The sequence below is a fragment of the Streptomyces sp. NPDC033270 genome, from assembly GCF_055576575.1.
Genome location: NZ_JBVIRA010000003.1, coordinates 139,708 through 158,053, shown reverse-complemented (window position 1 = coordinate 158,053; position 18,346 = coordinate 139,708). Strand labels below are relative to the sequence as shown.

Annotated in this window: 13 protein-coding genes; 7 read left to right on the top strand and 6 right to left on the bottom strand. The window is 70.4% G+C overall.

Annotated features, from left to right (window positions below; genetic code table 11):
• Positions 1–2: 2 nt before the first annotated feature.
• Both ACZ5XZ_RS06850 and ACZ5XZ_RS06845 read left to right on the top strand, forming a co-directional pair.
• The gene (locus ACZ5XZ_RS06850) at positions 3–4,331 is read left to right on the top strand and encodes a golvesin C-terminal-like domain-containing protein (protein WP_468975028.1); all 4,329 of its coding nucleotides are present in this window, start codon (positions 3–5) and stop codon (positions 4,329–4,331) included.
• Between the two features lie 123 nt (positions 4,332–4,454).
• Entirely contained in the window at positions 4,455–4,880 is a 426-nt protein-coding gene (locus ACZ5XZ_RS06845) for a hypothetical protein (RefSeq protein WP_468975027.1), read from the top strand.
• 26 nt (positions 4,881–4,906) lie between these two features.
• On the opposite strand, the gene ACZ5XZ_RS06840 is transcribed toward ACZ5XZ_RS06845, so the two are convergent.
• Complete coding sequence (locus ACZ5XZ_RS06840; protein WP_468975026.1) at positions 4,907–5,923, bottom strand: TIGR03842 family LLM class F420-dependent oxidoreductase; 1,017 nt, start codon at positions 5,921–5,923, stop codon at positions 4,907–4,909.
• 11 nt (positions 5,924–5,934) lie between these two features.
• Positions 5,935–7,326, bottom strand: coding sequence for a dihydropyrimidinase (gene hydA / locus ACZ5XZ_RS06835; RefSeq protein WP_468975025.1), 1,392 nt, complete (start codon positions 7,324–7,326; stop codon positions 5,935–5,937).
• 512 nt (positions 7,327–7,838) lie between these two features.
• Here hydA and ACZ5XZ_RS06830 point away from each other — a divergent pair.
• Entirely contained in the window at positions 7,839–8,723 is an 885-nt protein-coding gene (locus ACZ5XZ_RS06830) for an ABC transporter substrate-binding protein (RefSeq protein WP_468975024.1), read from the top strand.
• Positions 8,724–8,991: 268 nt separating this feature from the next.
• Here ACZ5XZ_RS06830 and ACZ5XZ_RS06825 read toward each other — a convergent pair whose 3' ends face one another.
• Together ACZ5XZ_RS06825 and ACZ5XZ_RS06820 are read right to left on the bottom strand one after the other, a co-directional pair.
• On the bottom strand, positions 8,992–10,314 hold the full coding sequence (locus tag ACZ5XZ_RS06825; protein WP_468975023.1) for an aspartate aminotransferase family protein: 1,323 nt from the start codon (positions 10,312–10,314) through the stop codon (positions 8,992–8,994).
• Positions 10,311–11,153, bottom strand: a complete 843-nt coding sequence (locus ACZ5XZ_RS06820) for a nitrilase-related carbon-nitrogen hydrolase (protein ID WP_468975022.1) — start codon at positions 11,151–11,153, stop codon at positions 10,311–10,313. The genes ACZ5XZ_RS06825 and ACZ5XZ_RS06820 overlap by 4 nt, the downstream gene beginning before the upstream one ends.
• A gap of 182 nt (positions 11,154–11,335) precedes the next feature.
• Between ACZ5XZ_RS06820 and ACZ5XZ_RS06815 the strand changes: the two genes are divergently transcribed.
• From ACZ5XZ_RS06815 to ACZ5XZ_RS06805, 3 genes are all read left to right on the top strand, one after another.
• Positions 11,336–11,767: a MarR family winged helix-turn-helix transcriptional regulator gene (locus ACZ5XZ_RS06815; RefSeq protein WP_468975021.1), complete on the top strand. Its 432-nt coding sequence runs from the start codon at positions 11,336–11,338 to the stop codon at positions 11,765–11,767.
• A complete protein-coding gene (locus tag ACZ5XZ_RS06810) occupies positions 11,764–13,263 on the top strand; it encodes an MFS transporter (protein ID WP_468975020.1) in 1,500 nt (499 codons plus the stop codon). The genes ACZ5XZ_RS06815 and ACZ5XZ_RS06810 overlap by 4 nt, the downstream gene beginning before the upstream one ends.
• A 122-nt stretch (positions 13,264–13,385) precedes the next feature.
• Complete coding sequence (locus ACZ5XZ_RS06805) at positions 13,386–13,940, top strand: isochorismatase family protein (RefSeq protein ID WP_468975019.1); 555 nt, start codon at positions 13,386–13,388, stop codon at positions 13,938–13,940.
• Positions 13,941–13,955: 15 nt separating this feature from the next.
• On the opposite strand, the gene ACZ5XZ_RS06800 is transcribed toward ACZ5XZ_RS06805, so the two are convergent.
• Together ACZ5XZ_RS06800 and ggt are read right to left on the bottom strand one after the other, a co-directional pair.
• A complete protein-coding gene (locus tag ACZ5XZ_RS06800; protein WP_468975018.1) occupies positions 13,956–15,437 on the bottom strand; it encodes an amidase in 1,482 nt (493 codons plus the stop codon).
• A 174-nt stretch (positions 15,438–15,611) separates the two neighbouring features.
• On the bottom strand, positions 15,612–17,444 hold the full coding sequence (ggt, locus tag ACZ5XZ_RS06795; RefSeq protein WP_468975017.1) for a gamma-glutamyltransferase: 1,833 nt from the start codon (positions 17,442–17,444) through the stop codon (positions 15,612–15,614).
• 144 nt (positions 17,445–17,588) lie between these two features.
• Here ggt and ACZ5XZ_RS06790 point away from each other — a divergent pair, with 144 nt between their 5' ends.
• A complete protein-coding gene (locus ACZ5XZ_RS06790) occupies positions 17,589–18,332 on the top strand; it encodes a hypothetical protein (protein ID WP_468975016.1) in 744 nt (247 codons plus the stop codon).
• The last annotated feature ends 14 nt before the right edge of the window (positions 18,333–18,346 follow it).

The window sequence follows — 18,346 nt, the reverse complement described above, 5'->3', positions numbered from 1 at the left end:
CCTTGAGACACCGCTTCACCAGACTGCGGGCACCTGTCGCGGCGGCGGCAGCCACCGCGATGTTCACCTCGCTCCTCCAGACCGCCACTTGGGCGGCCGACAGCACGCCCTCGGAATCCCCCAAGCTCGACCGCCCCTCGGCCGTCGGTAACGCCGATCGCGACGAGGTGCTGGGCAAGGACTGGCACCGTTCCCAGGACCGTGCCTGGACCACCAGCGCCGACGCGCAGGGCTTCCATGTGCTGGTCGCCGACCAGAAGGACGCCTACAACTGGCGCACCGCGGCCACGCTGCGGGAACCCGGCTTCGACGCCGACATGTGGATCGGCAACGCGTGTGTGACCGGTTCGGGCAAGCGCGCTGTCGTCGCGTACGCACCTCGCGCCTTCACCAACAATCCGGAGCTGATGGCACGCGGCGCGTTCACCGCCGTGGTCGACCTCGGCTCCGGTGAGGTGACGAAGCTGGATCGGCAGGCGTCGCTGGCGTACTTCAGCCCCGGATGCGGCACCGGCGAGACAGCGGTGTTCACCCAGGCAGGCGGTGAGGACAAGAACGCCACCCGTCTCATCGAGGTGGACGCCGCAACCGCGAAGATGCGCACACCGATCGAGCTGGACGGGCAAGTCACCTCGGCAGTACCGGTGGGCCAGGACATCGTCGCCGCCGACACCAACCGGCTGGTGAAGATCACCACTTCGGGCGAGCGCAGCACCATCGCCCGAACCGAGCAGATCCCCTTCCAGCTCAAGGCCGATGCTGAGGGCGGCGTGGTCTACATGGACCGCCCCACGACGAAGGCGGGGCCCTCTCCCCTGCTCCGCTCGGCGGCACCGGCCCCGACCAATGACCGGGCCCAAGGCGAGGTGCGGCGGATCACCGCGCAGCACATCGCCACCGCGGACGCCAAGAAGACCAAACCCCCGTTGCTGGCCCACGGCCCGCTGGCGAAGATGGACGTCTCCAGCAGCGCGAACGGCACGGTGTTCATCACTGGCCGGACTCAGCCCGGCCAGGCATTGCCCGCACCCGTCAAACGCCGTACCGACGTTCCCAAGGAATCCCTCGCCTCCACTCACGGCGAGGCGCTGGTCACGAAGACGGCGTGGTCGGACGGCAAGGACTCCCGCATCGCTCCGCAGGAGGCCATGGCCCCGCGCCCGGCCGATGTCGACCTGAAGGTCCTCGACACCGGCAAGCAGGCCGAGTTCCGCGTCACCCCCGAGGAGCACGGCACCAAGGGAGCCGACCGCTCACCGGCGCTGCCCGTCCCCGCACACGCACAGAGTGCCGTTGCCAAGCAGGCCGCCTTTCGCGCCGCGGCGGCTTCCGGATCCCTGGACGACACCGCCGAGCCGCAACGCTACTGCTCGGTGCCGCGCAACGACCCCCGCAAGCAGACCATGCAGCCCAAGCCGCGGCAGGTCGAGTGGGCGGTGGACCAGGCCATCACCAACAACCTGAACAAGCACATCTCGCGCCCGGCGAACTGGAAGAACCTGGGCATGGGCGCCTACAAGCCGCAGAGCCTGTTCCCCCTGCTTTTCCTGGAAGGCGGCGGACGGATTCCGGCGCAAGTGATGCTCGGCGTCACCGCACAGGAATCCAACATGTGGCAGGCATCCCGCGTCGTCGTCCCCGGCGTCACGGGCAACCCGCTTGTCGGCAACTTCTACGGCATCAAGTACGCGGCCAACGGCCAGCAGAACGACCCGTGGGGAATCAACTGGGCCAAGGCCGACTGCGGTTACGGCATCACCCAGATCACCGACGGCATGCGCGTCTGGGGAAAGGAGAAGCCTGAGGAGGGCCGGCTGACCAAACTGCAGCAAGAGGCCGCGGCACTGGACTACACCGCCAACATCGCCGCCGGCGTCAACATCCTCGCCGACAAGTGGAACCAGACCCACAAAGACGGCCTGACCATCAACGGCGGCAACCCGAAGTACCTGGAGAGCTGGTTCTTCGCCCTGTGGGCATACAACTCCGGCTACTACCCCAAGTCGGAGGCGGGCAAGAACGGCGGCAAGTGGGGCGTCGGCTTCACCAACAACCCCGCCAACCCGCTGTGGAAGGCCAACCGGCTTCCCTTCCTGGAGAGCCCGAGCGGTGGAGACAGCTACAAGGACGCCGCGCACCCACAGGACTGGCCGTACCAGGAGAAGGTCCTGGGCTGGGCCGCCCGCCCGCTGGAGGCACTGGAGTCCCCCGGCAAGATGGTGCACGGCTTCCGCGCCGCCTGGTGGACCAGCAACCCCGCACGCACCGCGGTCAAACCACCGGAGAACCTGTTCTGCACCAAGGACAACGAGTGCGACCCCAGCAAGATCGGGCCTGACGACAAGAACGAACCGGGACTGGGCGCCTGCACCCGCGGTGACCTGAAGTGCTGGTGGAACAGGCCCGTCAAGTGGAAGGACTGCAACAAGGGCGGCTGCGGCAACGAACTGCTCCGGTTCAACGACACGTACAAGGAAGAGCCGGATGGCACCGCCTACCCGCCGCATTGCGCCGCTAGCGGCCTTCCCGGCAATGCCCTGGTCGTCGATGACGTACCCGACGGTACCCCGATAGCCCGCCCCGGCTGCTCCCAGCCCAAGAAGAACAGCGGTAGCTTCCGCCTCGGCTTCGCCACCGACTCCGCGAGGATCGACTTCCAGCAATTGGGCGCCGGCTATGGCAGCCACTTCTGGTTCGCCCACACCCGCAAGGACGACGCCGAGGGCCGCCGAATGAAGGTGACCGGCACCTGGAACTTCCACCAGAAGGTCTCCGGCCCGGCCAAGGTGCTCGTCCACGTCCCCGATCACGGTGCGCAGACCAAGTACGCCGCGTACGAGGTCGACACCGCCAAGGGCAAGCGCACCCGCATCGTCGACCAGAAGAACCAGGGCGGCGGTGGCAAGAACCGCTGGGTCTCCATCGGAGCCTTCCTCTTCGACGGCAACCCGAAGGTGACGCTCACCAGCATCACCCCGGATGGCACCGGCGACCAGGACGTCGCGTTCGACGCCGTGGCCGTCGCACCGATCAAGGGTAAATACGCCGAGCACAGCGTGGAAGCGGTCGCCGTATTCGATGAGAACCAGAACATCGACGGTGATACCGCCAGCTCCTGGATCGTCGACTCCCCGTTCAAGACCCGTAAGTCGCTCTACGACTGGGGCCTGGGACTCGCTTCGGGTGTGACCAACCTCAAGGAGTGCAGCGTCTCGGCCAACGACCCGACGTGCATCGGCAAGTACAGCAAGCAAGCGATGCAGCGCTGGAAAGAACAGATCACCGAGGCGGGAACCGATCCCGTGAAGCACCCGGACGGTACCAGTCTCGCCCGCTGGATCGGCTTCGCGAACAGTTACAAGGACCGCCCGACCAGCGCGGCGAAACCTTCGCACTTCGACAGCGACGACAACTCGTACAAGATCAAGTCGAAGGCCACCGTGTCCTTTGTCGTCGGCGAGGACGGAAAGATCATCGACGGCAGTGAGAATGCCGTTTACGAGCACCGCACCGGCAATACCCACTTGCCTCGCTATCTGCCGGAGATGTTCGAAGCCCTGCAGAAGGACTACGGCATCGCCCCGCCGGACCTGAGCTACACCACGGAGGATCTCAACATTCACAACGGTCAGAAGACCACTGCCCAACCGAACAAAACCGGCGTCATGCCAGGACGGGCCTATGCATACGCAGGGCGCGCCCCGGTTCTCACCGACGACAACTCGTGTGTCGCCGCGCTCTACACCTCGGGCGGCTCGATCGGCTACCGGCCGATGATCGGCGCCAAGGCCGCCCCCAAGGCCATGGACGACTGGCAGAAGCGGGTCTACGACAACAAGAAGATCCCGCACGCGATGGTCAAGGTGGCCACGGAGACGTTCCAAGGCCTCTTCAACACCGGCGGCCTGACAGGCCCGGCCACCGGGTCGGTCTTCAGCCAGGCACCGCCGATCTGGCAGGAACTGAACTTCAAGATCTGCGCCAATGGTTCGATCAAGAAGAACAGTGAGCGCCCGCTGCTACGGTACAGCCACATGCCCGATCAGTACCTGTACCACAATGGTCAGGCCATGGGACTGGACGGCAGTCCGAGCAACTCGAAGGCGCCTGTGAACAACGGCGACTTCGAACGGTTCAGCAGGATCCCCGATCCAAACGACAATTTCCCGCTCTGGGCGAATCCATTCGGTTCGTGCGGTGCGGCCACCGGGAAGAGCGGAAACCCGTGGAACATCACCTCGATACCACCTGCCTCACCCGGAACCAATCCCGGTAAAGCACACTTCTGCCTGGACAAAAACCTGGAAAGCAGTACCGACTACAGTAGCTAGCGGCCACTAGCCGAAGGCCATTGGTCTGAGCTCGGCCTGCCTGCGCCTGCTGCGTGGAAGTCGCAGGCAGGCCCCCCTTCATATCGATCAACAGAATTCAGCAAAGAGTCATCGGGAGAAAAATTGCTACTGAGCGTCATCGCATTGCTCGGGCTGGGGGGCGCCGTCACGGCCATCGGAGCGCAAGGCACCTTGAAGAATCTCGCATGGGCCATCGCCGCCACTTCCCTGGGCGCTCTCATGCTCACCTTCCTCATCGGTCCAGTGGCCAGTCTGTTCGCCATCAGTGCATATGGTGTTGCGCTGGCCGCCTTTCCTCCGTTCGCGCACGAGTCACCCACAGCCCGAGTTCGGTGGCTGCTCGCCGTCCTGCTGACAGAGACAGGCCTGACGGCCGGCTTCACAGCCGTGGAGCCCGACGTGATCGCCCTGTGGCTCATGCTCTTCGGGCCAGGCGCACTCGCCTCGACGGTCCACCTGGTTGCAGAGCTGCGCCGGCGTGACGGTAATGGACGTCGGAAGAGAAGCGGGCGCATGGCGAACGAGTAGGAAAATGGTACGTCGGGGCGCCGGTCTCACTGCCGCAGAGCAGGGATGATGGCCGCCCCGTAGCCGTCGATGAGGTCCTCCCGGGCATCGTGCATGGCGTATACCGCAAAGTGGTCGACGCCCAGGGCCTGCAACGTCCGCAGTTTGTTGATGTGTTGCTCTTCGGTGCCGATGACGCAGAAGCGGTCGACGATCTCGTCGGGTACGAAGGCGGTGTCAGGATTGTCGGCGCGACCGTGGTGGGCGTAGTTGTAGCCGTCGCGGTCCTTGATGTAGGCGGTGAGGGCCTCGGGGACGGCGGCGGAGTGCTCGCCGTATTTGGCGACGAGGTCCGCGACGTGGTTGCCGACCATGCCGCCGAACCAGCGGCACTGCTGGCGTGCGTGCGCCAGCGCGGCAGGAGAGGTGTCGTCGGTGAGGTAGGCGGGTGCTGCCACGCAGATCCTCAGCGAGGACGGGTCGCGGCCGGCGGCAGCGGCCGCGTCCCGTACGGCCTTCACCATCCACTCCGTCAGATACGGGTCGGCCAGCTGGAGGATGAAGCCGTCGGCCTGCCGGCCGGCCAGGGCCAGTGCCTTCGGGCCGTAGGCCGCCATCCATATCGGCAGGCGGCCGTCGCGCACCCAGGGGATCCGCAGGGTCCGCCCGTCCACCTCGGCCTCGCGGCCCTCCGCCAGATCACGGATGACGTGGATCGCCTCACCGAGCGTGGCCAGCGTGTTCGGCTTCCGTCCGGCGACCCGCATCGCCGAGTCGCCCCGGCCGATACCGCACACCGTGCGGTTGCCGAACATGTCGTTCAGCGTCGCGAAGGTCGACGCGGTCACCTCCCATGTGCGCGTCCCAGGGTTCGTCACCATCGGTCCGACCGTCAACTCGGTGGTGTGTTCCAGGATTTGGCTGTAGATGACGAAGGGCTCCTGCCAGAGCACCGCCGAGTCGAAGGTCCAGCCGTAGCGAAAACCGTTGTTCTCCGCACGCTGCATCAGGTCGACGACCGTCGACGCGGGCGGGTCCGTCTGGAGGACGAGTCCGAAATCCACAGTGGAGCCTCCTAGTTCAGGTACTGGCAGGTGGCACGCGGCATGTACTGGCCGTGGCCGGCGTGCCCGGTGAACTTGCGCTGGTCGATGACGAATTCGCCGCGGGACAGGACCGTCTCCACCCGGCCCGTGACGCGCTTGCCCTCGTATGCCGAGTAGTCGACGTTCATGTGGTGCGTCGCTGCCGACATGACCTGCTCGGCGGTCGGGTCGTAGATGACCACGTCCGCGTCCGCGCCGGGAGCGATCGTGCCCTTCTTTCCGTACAGCCCGAACATGCGGGCCGGGCCGGCGCACGCGATCTCGATCCACCGACGGCGGCTGATGTGTCCGTCCACGACCGCCTGGTGGAGCAGGTCCATGCGGTTCTCCACGCCGGGCAGACCGTTGGGGATCTTGGAGAAGTCGTCTCGGCCCAGCTCCTTCTGGCCCGCGAAGCAGAACGGGCAGTGGTCGGTGGAGACCACCTGGAGGTCATTGGTGCGCAGGGCCCGCCACAGAGCGGCCTGGTGCTCACGTGGCCGCAGAGGCGTGCTGCACACGTACTTCGCGCCCTCGAAGTCGGGCTCGGCCAGGTTGTCCGTGGACAGGTACAGGTACTGCGGGCAGGTCTCCCCGAAGACCGGCAGCCCCATGTCCCTGGCCGCCGTCAGCTCCGCGACGGCCTCCTGCGCGGCCACATGCACCACGTACAGCGGGGAACCCGCCACCCGGGCGAGCTGGATCGTCCGGTGCGTCGCCTCGGCCTCCAGCAACGCCCGGCGCACCTCACCGTGGTACCGCGGCGCCGTCTGGCCCCGCTCCAGTGCCTGTTGCACCAGCACGTCGATCGCGATGCCGTTCTCCGCGTGCATCATGATCAGCCCGCCGTTGTCCGCGGCCCGCTGCATCGCCCGCAGAATCTGCCCGTCGTCGCTGTAGAAGACCCCCGGGTATGCGGTGAAGAGCTTGAACGAGCTCACTCCTTCGGCGACGAGCCCGTCCATCTCCCTCAGCGTTGATTCGTTCACGTCGGAGAGGATCATGTGGAAGCCGTAGTCGATGGCGCACTGGGCGTCGGACTTGGCGTGCCAGGTGTCCAGGCCGGCACGGAGCGACTTGCCGCGGGACTGGACTGCGAAGTCGATGAGGGTGGTGGTGCCGCCCCAGGCCGCGGCGCGGGTGCCGGTTTCGAAGGTGTCGGAGGAGAACGTCCCGCCGAAGGGGAAGTCCAGGTGGGTGTGGGCGTCGACGCCTCCCGGGATGACGTACTTGCCGGTGGCGTCGATGACGCGGTCCGCGGTCCACTGCTGTGTTCCGGTGGAAGCGATGGCCACGATGCGGCCGTCTTCGATGAGGACATCTGCGTGGGTCTCTTCGGCGGCCGTGATGACGAGGCCACCAGTGATCAGAGTGCGGGTCATCCTTCGCGCCTCCCTGCGCCCACCGGGTACTTCCGTGATCCCGATGCGGCCATCGAGTCGAATGTGGTCCTGCGTGCCCGAAGAGGGCGGCGCAGTACGGGTGGTGGAGCCGATCCTGACACCGGTCGTGACACTCCGGCCTCTGAGACGGCTGTGCCTCGTGCAGACACCGACTCGCACCGATCACCATCTCAGCTCCCTACCTGACGCCACGTCACAGCTGGTCTACACCCGTAGATTCCGGTTGAGAAGGAGACACCGTAGAAGCATGTCACCCACTGTGGCAATACCGTGACCGGAGATCGGCGAGGACGTTCGTGTTGCGCGGACGATCAGTCGGCCGGTTCAACGCGGGGGCCGCGCCGGAGGGGTGCGGGGGTGGCGGGATGGGCAGGTATCCGCCGACGCCGGCGGGCAATCCTCGCGGCGCCGATTCGTCATTGACGAACAACAGGACAGCATCAGGACGGACGACAGGACGACTTGGGAACGATACAGAAAGGCAGCAGGTCATGGAGCGGAACACGCCGTGGGAGTTCTCCGACGACCGGGGGCGCCTGGTGGTTGCCGGGAGCCGGCCGTTGCGGATCGTCGCGTACATACAGGCGGGGGCCACGATGTGGGACCACGGCATACGCCCCGTGGGACTCTTCGGGTCCCAGCACGACGGCGCCGCCCCCGACCCCGCCAAGAGCGGTGAGCTGCCGCTGTCGGAGATCCCGTACCTCGGCTCGGGTGGCGCGCTGCACCCCGACTCCCTGCTGGAGGCCGAGCCGGACCTCGTGGTGGCGGTGACCTACGACGGAGAGCAGGTCTACGGGCTGGAGCAGAAGACCGCGCTGGAGCTGGAGGCGCATGTCCCGCTCGCCACGGTCGCGGTCGGCCCGGGCCGGAGCCTTGCCGAGGTACGCGAGCGGTTCGCGGCGCTGGCCGGGTCGCTGGGACGGGGCGAACCCCTCGGCTCGGCACGGGAGTTGGACGCCGCGGAGGACGCGCTGCGGCAGGCGACCGGGGGCACGGTACGACCCCGGGTGCTGGCGCTGTCGCCCGCGGGGCCGGAGCGGGTGCACCTGGCCCGGCCCAGCTCCTGGCCGGATCTGCGGGCGCTGACCGAGCACGGCGTCGGCCTGCTGGAGCCGGCGGCGGGCGCCGGCGTGAACTGGTCCACGGTCGGCTGGGCGGAGGCCGCGGCGCTGGCCCCGGACATCGTGCTCATGGACGTACGGGCGAACGCCACCCGGCCCGAGGAGCTACGAACCGACGAGCACTGGCGGGCGATCGAGGCCGGGGCGCGGCTGCTGCCGTGGAACCCGGAGGCCCCGTGCAGCCGCCGGGCGCACACCCGGTTCTTCACGCTGGTCGCCGACACGGTGCGCGAGGCCGCGGCGCGCGGCTGACGGCGGGGGTTCTCGACGGCCCTGCCTGCGACGGCGATTGACCGCACGTCAGTCACGCCATTCACGTCGCTCACGTCGCTCACATCGCTCACGTCATCAACGATCCTCATCGGTCCCAGACGTCATCCGCATCATGCGCATCCGAACATCCGCTTCGACGCCACCCCCCACCTCGGATTTCCGCCACGAAGCGCGCCCCTCGCCCCGGGCGCACACCGGTCAGGCGGAGCGGCGACGACCGCCCCGCCCGCGCATCCCGGGCCGCCGGCTACGCCCCGGCGAGTGTCGTCTGCGCCGTCCGCAGCGCCTCCGCGAGCAGCTCGGCGCCCTCTTCCGCCTCCGCGACGGTCAGCGTCATCGGGGGCGCGATCCTCAGCGAGGCCCCGCCCTGGCCGCCCTTGCCCAGCAGCAGACCACGCTCGCGGGCGGCCTCCACGACCAGCGACGCGGCCTCCGGCGAGCGCTCGTCGGTGCCGGGACGGATCAGTTCGACGCCGATCATCAGGCCGCGGCCGCGTACCTCGCGTACGACGTCGAGACCGGCCGTGACCGCCCGCAGCCGCTCGATGAGCAGCCCGCCGACCCGCCGGGCGTTGCCCTGGAGGTCGTGTTCGAGGAGGTAGTTGAGGTTGGCGAGACCGGCGGCCATGGTGACGGGGCTGCCGCCGAAGGTGGAGATGGAGTTCGCGGTGAGCGAGTTCATCACCTCGGCGCGGGCCACCACTCCGCCGATGGACATGCCGTTGCCGATGCCCTTGGCGAAGGTGAGCAGGTCCGGCGGCCCGCTCGCGTCGTGCGCCTGCCAGCCCCAGAAGTGGTCGCCGGTGCGGCCCCAGCCGGTCTGCACCTCGTCGCTGATCCAGAGGATGCCGTGCCGTGCGAGCACCTCCCGGAAGGCGGCGTAGAGGCCGTCGGGCGGCAGGGTGAAGCCGCCGACGCCCTGGATCGGTTCGGCGATCAGCGCGGCGACGCCGCCCGCGGTCTGCTGGAGCATGTCCTCCAGATCGGCTACGCAGGCCGCGATGTAGGCGGCGTCGTCGAGTTCCGCGTACGGGCCGCGGCTGCGCACCCCGCCGTGTACGTAGAGCGTCTGGAGCGGTGAGAGGCTGGTCGGCGACCAGCTGGTGTTGCCGGTGATGCCGACGGCCGAGAAGGAGCGGCCGTGGTAGCTGTTGCGCATCGCCAGGACCTGGTTGGAGCGGCGGTGCGTGGTGGCCAGCAGCAGGGCCGTGTCGTTGGCCTCCGTCCCGGAGGAGGTGAAGAAGACCCGGGCGTCGGGGATGCCGGAGAGCGCGGCGATCCGCTCCGCCAGCTCGACCATGGGGCGCGAGAGGTAGAGCGTCGAGGTGTGGACGATGCGGCCGGCCTGTTCGCTGACGGCCTTGGTCACCTCGGGCAGCGCGTGCGCCGTCATGGTGGTGAGGATGCCGCCGAAGAAGTCGAGATAGCGGTTGCCCTCGGCGTCCCAGACGTACCGGCCCTCGCCGTGGGTGAGTTCGATGGGCCGCTCGTAGTAGAGGCTGAGCCAGGAGGGCAGGACGGCCTGGTGACGGGCGTACAGGCTCGCGGTGTCCTGGGGGGTCCGGGTCATGGCTGCACCAGCCCGTCGTAGGCGTCGGGACGGCGGTCGCGGTAGAACGCCCACTGCTGGCGGACCTCGTCGATCAGCGTGAAGTCGAGGTCGCGGACGAGGAGTTCCTCCTTGGTGTCGCTGGCGACCTCGCCGACGAACTGGCCGCGCGGGTCGACGAAGTAGCTGGTGCCGTAGAAGTCGTTGTCGCCGTACTCCTCGACGCCGACCCGGTTGATCGCCGCGATGAAGTACTCGTTGGCGACGGCGGCCGCGGGCTGCTCCAGCTTCCACAGGTAGGCCGACAGCCCGCGGTGGGTGGCGGAGGGGTTGTAGACCAGCTGGGCACCGTTGAGGCCCAACTGCCGCCAGCCCTCCGGGAAGTGGCGGTCGTAGCAGATATAGACGCCGATCTTGCCCACGGCGGTGTCGAAGACCGGCCAGCCGAGGTTCCCCGGCTTGAAGTAGTACTTCTCCCAGAAGCCCTTGACCTGCGGGATGTGGTGCTTGCGGTAGCTGCCCAGGACCGTACCGTCGGCGTCGATGACGGCCGCGGTGTTGTAGTAGAAGCCGGGCTGCTCGATCTCGAAGACCGGTACGACGACGACCATGCCGGTCTCACGGGCGAGGTCCTGCATCCGGCGTACGGTCGGGCCGTCGGGCACCGGCTCGGCCCAGCGGTAGTGCTCCGGGTCCTGGACCTGGCAGAAGTACGGAGCGTTGAAGACCTCCTGGAACCCGATCACCTGCGCGCCCTGCGCGGCCGCCGCTCTGGCGTACTCCTCGTGCTTCGCGATCATCGATTCGGTGTCGCCGGTCCAGGTCGCCTGAACCAGTGCGGCACGCACAACATCGGCCATGAGCTGCTCCTTTGTCGATGCGTCTGCCTGCAGCCCACGCGGGGGATCTACGCGTGTGGAGGTGACCGTAAGCCCCGTCACGCACCGTGGCAAGACCATCTCCCCCGTGGCGCGCCCAGGTCTCCACCACGATCACGACAGGGAAACTTGCAAGTTTGCCTGTTGATATCTACGGTGGAGATATGCCGGAAAAGGACCAGGAACGCCTGGCGACGGATCTGGGCGCGACCGTCGCACAGCTGATGCGCCATCTGCGCGCCGCCTCGCCGCAGGGCGAGCTGACACCCACCCAGCGCTCGGTGATCTCCCGGATCGACACCGGCGGACCGGCCACCATCGCGGCGCTGGCCCGCGCCGAGCTGGTGCGTCCGCAGTCCATGCGGCTGACCGTCGGCGCGCTGGAGGAGCGCGGAATACTCGCCCGCAGCCCGCATCCGACCGACGGCCGCCAAGTGGTCTTCGCGCTCACCGACGAGGGCCGCCGGATGCTCGCCGCCGTACGGCAGGCCAAGCAGAACTGGCTCGCGGTGGCCATCGCCGACCGGCTCAGCCCCGAGGAGCAGCGGACCCTGGCGGCGGCGACCGCGCTGATCCGGCGGCTGATGCCGGAATGAGCGACCCGGCTGCCGCGGCAGCGGCCACGCCCCGGACTGCTCCTGCCGCACCGGAGGGTCCGGACGGTCCGGGCCGGCCCGCCGCTCCCGGCCGCGCCTTCGGCGCCCGTCTGATGACGCCGCTGCTGCTCGGCTCGCTGCTGAACCCCGTCAACTCGACGATGATCGCCACCGCCCTGGTGGCCATCGGGCGGGACTTCCACGTCGGCGCCGCCGACACCGCCTGGCTGATCTCCGCGATGTACCTCGCCAGCGCGGTGGGCCAGCCGGCGATGGGGCGGCTCGCCGACCGCGCCGGCCCGCGCCGGGTCTTCGTCGCCGGCGCGTCGGCCGTCTGCGCCGCGGGCCTCATCGGCGCCCTCGCGCCCGGCTTCGCGCTGCTGATCGTCTCCCGGGTCGTCCTCGGCATCGGCACCGCGGCCGCCTACCCCGCGGCGCTGGCGATCCTGCGCGCCGAGTCGCGCCGGACGGGGCGGCCGACCCCCCGCCGCGTCCTCGGACGGCTCTCGCTCGCCGCGCTGGCCAGCGCCGCCATCGGGCCCACGCTCGGCGGGCTGCTGGCGGCGACCGCGGGCTGGCGGGCGGTCTTCGCGGTCAACGTCCCGCTGGCGCTGCTCGCGCTCGCCGGCGCGCTCGCCTGGCTCCCGCCCGACCGGAGCACCGGCCGCGTCGAGACGGGCACCGGGCTCGGCGAGAAAAGCACCAGGCCCGGCGAACCCTCCCCCGCCGGCCGCGCCGGAGCCCTCGACCCGCTGGGCATCGCCCTCTTCGCCGGCGCGCTGACCTGCGCGATGTTCTTCCTGCTGCGGCCGGCCGAGCCACCGTGGCCGCTGCTGGCGCCCGCCGGCGTACTCGGCGCCGTCCTGGTGTGGTGGCAGCTGCGCCATCCGGAGCCCTTCATCGACCTGCGGATGCTCGCCCGCAACGGCGCGCTGGTCCGCACCTACCTGCGGCAGGGCCTGACGTATCTGGTCGTCTACTGCGTGCTCTACGGCTTCAGTCAGTGGCTGGAGCAGGCGCACGGCTACTCGCCGTTCCACGCCGGCCTGGTCATGCTGCCGATGTCCGTCGCGGCCGCGTGCTGCTCACTGGCCGGCGCCCGGACGAAGGGGATCCGGGCCCCGCTGACCGTCGCCGCGGGGTGCCTCGCCGCCGGCAGCGCGGTCTTCCTGCTGCTCGCGGGCACCAGTCCGCTGATCGCGCTGCTGTGTGCCGGGGCGCTCTTCGGCATCCCCCAGGGCCTGGCGTCCACCGGCAACCAGGCCGCCGTCTACGCCCAGGCGCCGGCCGACGGCGTGGGCGCGGCCGCCGGGCTGCAGCGCACCGCCCAGTACCTCGGCGCGATCACCGCCGCTGGTCTGATCGGGCTGCTGTACGGGCAGCGCGCCTCGGACTCCGGTCTGCACGAGATCGCCCTGATCGGCATCGCACTGGCGCTGCCGCTGCTCGCCCTGACCCTCGCCGACCGCGCCCTGCGCCCCGGCCACCAGCCGTAGGTCCGCGCGCCGCCGGACCGTTCAACCTGCTCACACCTCCGCCCGTCCCCTGCCCCCCACACACCCCTTCTCTGCCCTCATTCACCACGCATCCGCACTCATCACCACGACAGGGAGCATTCATGCCCGCCACCGCCCTCGACCCCCGCACCGCCCTGGTCCTGATCGACCTTCAAAAGGGCATCGCCGGTCTGCCCACCGCTCCGCTGCCCTCCGCCGAGGTCGTCGAGCGCGGCGCGCGGCTGGCCGCCGCGTTCCGCGCCCGCGCGCTGCCCGTCGTCCTGGTGAACGTCACGGGCGGCGCACCGGGCCGTACGGAGTCCGTGCTGCGCGGCGGCACCCCGCCCGCCGACTGGGCCGAGCTGGTGCCCGAGCTCGGCCGGCAGCCCGGCGACATCACCGTCACCAAGCAGCAGTGGGGCGCCTTCTACGGCACGAACCTGGATCTGGAGCTGCGCCGGCGCGGCGTGACCCAGATCGTCCTCGCCGGCATCGCCACCAGCATCGGCGTGGAGTCCGGCGCCCGCGCCGCGCACGAGCACGGCTACCACGTCACGATCGCCACCGACGCGGTGACCGACCTGGACGAGGCGGCGCACCGCCACAGCCTGGAGAAGATCTTCCCGCGGCTCGGCGAGACCGACACCACCGAGACGATCATCAAGCTCCTCGGCTGAGGCGAACCGCCCGCCTCAGCGCCGTACGCCGTCGAGCGGCGCCGGGTGTCCGGCCGGGCGCCGCTCGTGCCAGCGCAGCGCGTCCTGGAGCTGGGCGGCCAACGAGATCAGCCGTGGCTCCCCATGGGCCGGGCCCAGGAGTTGGGCGCCCAGGGGCAGGCCGTCGGTGCTGAAGCCGGCGGGCACGCTCACGCCCGGCCAGCCGAGGACGTTCCACGGCCAGGCGTACGGGCAGGCGGCGATCATGGCCTGGTCGGTGCGCCAGCCGTTGAGCTTGGCCAGTGTGCCGATCCGGGGCGGCGGAGTGGCGGTGGTCGGCGTCAGGAGCACGTCGTAGGGGCCGAACAGGGCGCCGATGCGCCGCTGTTGGCGCTTCTCCACCAAACGGGCCCGACGGAGCACCGGCCCGCCGAGCAGCCGCCCCATCCGCGCCGCGCCCCGCGTACGGCGGTCCAGCAGGCTGCGGTCGGGCACCCGGGCCGCCCACTCCCCCAGCCCAGCGGTGGCGCGCGGGACGAAGGCCAGCCCGACCAGCCCGTAGTCGGGCTCCGCCTCCTCGACGAAGTGGCCGAGGCGGGCCAGGGTGCGGGCCACGCCGGTCACCGCGGCGCGTACGTCGGGGTGCAGCGGCTTGGCCGTGAATGTCGTGGCCGGCTTCCAGGACAGCGCGATCCGCAGCCGCCCCGGGTCGCGGCCGGCCGCCTGCCGCGCCGCGATGGCGGGCGGCCGGTGCAGATCCCCGGCGTGGTTGCCGCTGGCCACGTCCAGCAGCAGCGCCGCGTCCTCGACCGTACGGGCCAGCGGGCCGATGCCGGTGATCCCCTGGAAGGCCTCGGCGTCCGGCCAGGTGGAGATGCGGCCGCGCTGGGGCTTGATGCCGACGAGATGGGACCAGGCGGCGGGGATCCGGACCGAGCCGGCGCCGTCGGTGCCGAGCGCGGCGGGCACCAGCCCCGCCGCGACCGCGGCCGCCGAGCCGCCGGACGAGCCGCCCGGAGTGTGGGCGAGGTTCCACGGGTTGCGGGTGTCGCCGAAGGCCGGGCCCTCGGTGAACGGCCACTGCCCCAGCTCGCAGGCGTTGGTCTTGCCGACGATGATCGCGCCGGCCGCGCGCAGCCGCCGGACGACCTCGGCGTCGCGCTCCTTGACCGGGAACGCGCCGGCGCAGCCGAACGCGGTGGGCTCGCCCGCCACATCGGTGTCGTCCTTGACCGCGACGGGCACCCCGAGCAGCGGCAGCCGCTCCCCCGCCGCCAGCCGGCGGTCCGCCTCCGCGGCCTCCGCCATCGCCGCCTCGGCCCGTACCCGCTTGAAGGCGTTGACGGTGTCCTGGGTGGCCGCGATGCGCTCCAGCGACCGCCGCACCAACATGGTCGAGGTGACCCTGCCTTGGGCCAGCGCCCGCGCCTGCTCGGCCAGGCCCTCCCACTCGCCGGCTCCGACGTCCCGTGCCGGGGCCGGCCCGGTCTCCCTGTCCTGGCTCTCGTCAACGCTCACGCTGCGTGCCCTCCATGGGACCGCTCATTCGAACGAACGGTCCCATCAAGGCTAATCGTCGCCGCCGTGCCCATCAACGGCGCCGCGCGGCGCGGCACATCGACGACACACGGACGGCACACAGCGGCCGGTCGGGTGTCGGTGGTGTGGCGTCCGGCACCCGTTCCGGGAGCGTTACGACCGGTGTACGACCATCGCCGAGCCGCCGCCGCGGCGCGCCTTCTCGGCCGCGGCCAGCCAGCGGCCGTCCGGCAGCCGCTGGACACCGGTCGCCGCGCCGATCTCCGGATTCTGTTTGAACGCGTGTCCGACCGCCTCGAGTTGCCGGCGCAGCGGGCTGTTCCACAGAGCGGGTTCGAGCTCGGTGGCCGCCGCGTTGCGCTGGCTGGCGCGGGGCGCGGCGATCGCGTCGACCAGCGGCATACCGCGGTCGAGGTGGTTCAGCAGCGTCTGCAGCACGGTGGTGATGATGGTCGAGCCGCCGGGCGAGCCGAGCGCCAGCACCGGCCGGCCGTGCTGGAGCACGATCGTCGGCGACATCGACGAGCGCGGCCGCTTGCCCGGCCCCGGCAGATTGGGGTCGTGGACCGCGGGGTCGGCGGGCGCGAACGAGAAGTCCGTCAGCTCGTTGTTGAGCAGGAAGCCCCGCCCGGGGACCACGATGCCGCTGCCGCCGGTCTGCTCGATCGTCAGGGTGTAGGCGACGACGTTGCCCCACTTGTCGGCGACGGTCAGATGGGTGGTGTTCGGCCCCTCGTACGTCGTCGGGGCGGCCTTGCCGGTGGCGCCGCAGCGCTTGGGGTGGCGCGGGTCGCCGGGCGCGAGCGGGCTGGTCAGCGCCTTGTCGTCGGTGATCAGGCAGGCGCGGGAATCGGCGAACCGCTGCGAGGTCAGGCCCTTGGTGGGGACGTCCTCATGGGCCGGGTCGCCGACCCAGCGGCCGCGGTCGGCGAAGGCGATCCGGCTGGCCTCGATGTAGCGGTGCAGATACTGCTTCTCGCTCAGCCGGGAGAGGTCGCTCCTCTCCAGGATGTTCAGCGCCTCGGCGACGCTGGTGCCGCCGGAGGACGAGGGGGCCATGCCGTAGACGTCGAGGCCTCGGTAGGCCGTACGGGTGGGCGCCTGGCTGAGCACCTCGTAGGTCCGCAGGTCGTCCGTGGTGAGGTCGCCGGGCCGCACCGTGCGGGTGGCTCCTGCGCGCACCGGTGGCTTGCGGACCGTGCGGACGATGTCCCGGGCCAGCTCGCCCTTGTAGAGCGCGCCCGTTCCGTGCTCGGCCAACTCCGCGTAGGTACGCGCGAGATCGGGGTTCTTCAGGGTCGAGCCGACCACCGGCAGCCTGCCGCCGGGCAGGAACAGGCCGGCACTCGCCGGGAAGTCCCTGAAGCGCGCCTCGTTGTCGGCGGTCTGCTGACGGAAGGTCGCATCGACGGTGAAGCCGCGGGAGGCCAGCCGGCGGGCCGGGTCCAGTACGTCGCCGAGGGACCGGCTGCCCCACTTGTCCAGCGCGGCGTCCCAGGTGGCGGGGGTGCCGGGCGTGCCGACCCCCAGCCCGCTGGTGACGGCGTCGTCGAACGGGATCGGCTTGCCGTTCTCCAGGAACAGGTCCTTGCCGGCGGAGCGCGGTGCGGTCTCCCGGCCGTCGAGGGTGCGCACCGTCTTGGACCTGGCGTCGTAGTAGACGAAGAAGCCGCCGCCACCGATGCCCGCGGAGTACGGCTCGGTGACGCCGAGGGCGGCGGCGGTGGCGACCGCGGCGTCCACGGCGTTGCCGCCCTTCTTGAGCACCGATATGCCGGCGGCCGAGGCGTCCGGGTCGACGCTGGAGACCGCCCCTCCGTAGCCGACGGCGACCGGCGTCTTGTCCGGTGTGGCGTGGGCGGCGCCGTCCCGGTCCGAGGGGGCCGGGCGCGGCGGTGCGGACTGGGCGACGGCCGGGACCGCCACCAGGGAGCCGGTCAGCGCGGCGGCCGCTCCCAGGACGGTGAGACGTCGGAATCTGGTCATAAGCGGGGTTTCCTCCACGGTGTGCGCGAGGGACGGCAGGGGCCGGAGCCTACTCGGGCGAACAGCGCGCCGACAGGGGGCATTTCGGGTGCTACCGGCCCCGGCCTCGAACGCACAACCGGAGAGCCGCTACGCTCCCCGGCCATGGATGACACCCTGCTGCTCCTGTCCGTCGCGGTCGCCGCCCTCGTCCTGGGCCTGGCGGCCGGCTGGGCCGGGCAATCGGCGGCGGCCCGCCGGAAGCTCGCCCGGGAACAGAGCTTCTTCGGGCTGCCGGAAGGCTCGGAGTGCGTCCTGGTGACCCACCGGGACAGCTCCTCGGCCCACTGGAGCATCCCGCGCCATGACGCACTGGCGCTGCTGGGGCTGGCCGCGGTGGTGGAGAACTGCGGCGCGCACCCCGAGGTCGCCCCGCACGACACCGGCCTGCAGGGCTTCGGGGCGCGCACCGAATTCTGCGTCGGCGATCCCACCGCGCACCGCAGGCTGGCCGCCCATATGGCCAATCTGCTGCCGGGCATCGCGGTGCACCCGGGTGACGAATCCGGTGCGGGCCGCGGAACCTTCTCGGTCGGCGGCTCGACGTACCGGATGGAGCCCGGCGCGGTGGAGTACGTCCTGCTGGCCCGTCTGACGGCGGGTGAAGGCGGCCGTCCGGTGTTCCTGGCGGCCGGCCAGCGCCCGGTCACCCACCGGGCCGCGGTGCGCCACCTGGTACGCAACCGTGCCCGGCTGGCCCGTAAGCACGGCACCGACGGCCAGTTCTGCCTCCTGCTGAAGGTGGTCAACTCGCAGGCGTACGGGCCGGACGTCGTCGAGCTGGTCGCCGACGTCACCAAGGCCGCGATCACGCCCGCCGAGGTGAAGGGCCACCGGGCGACGGCCTGAGGCCGACGCACCGT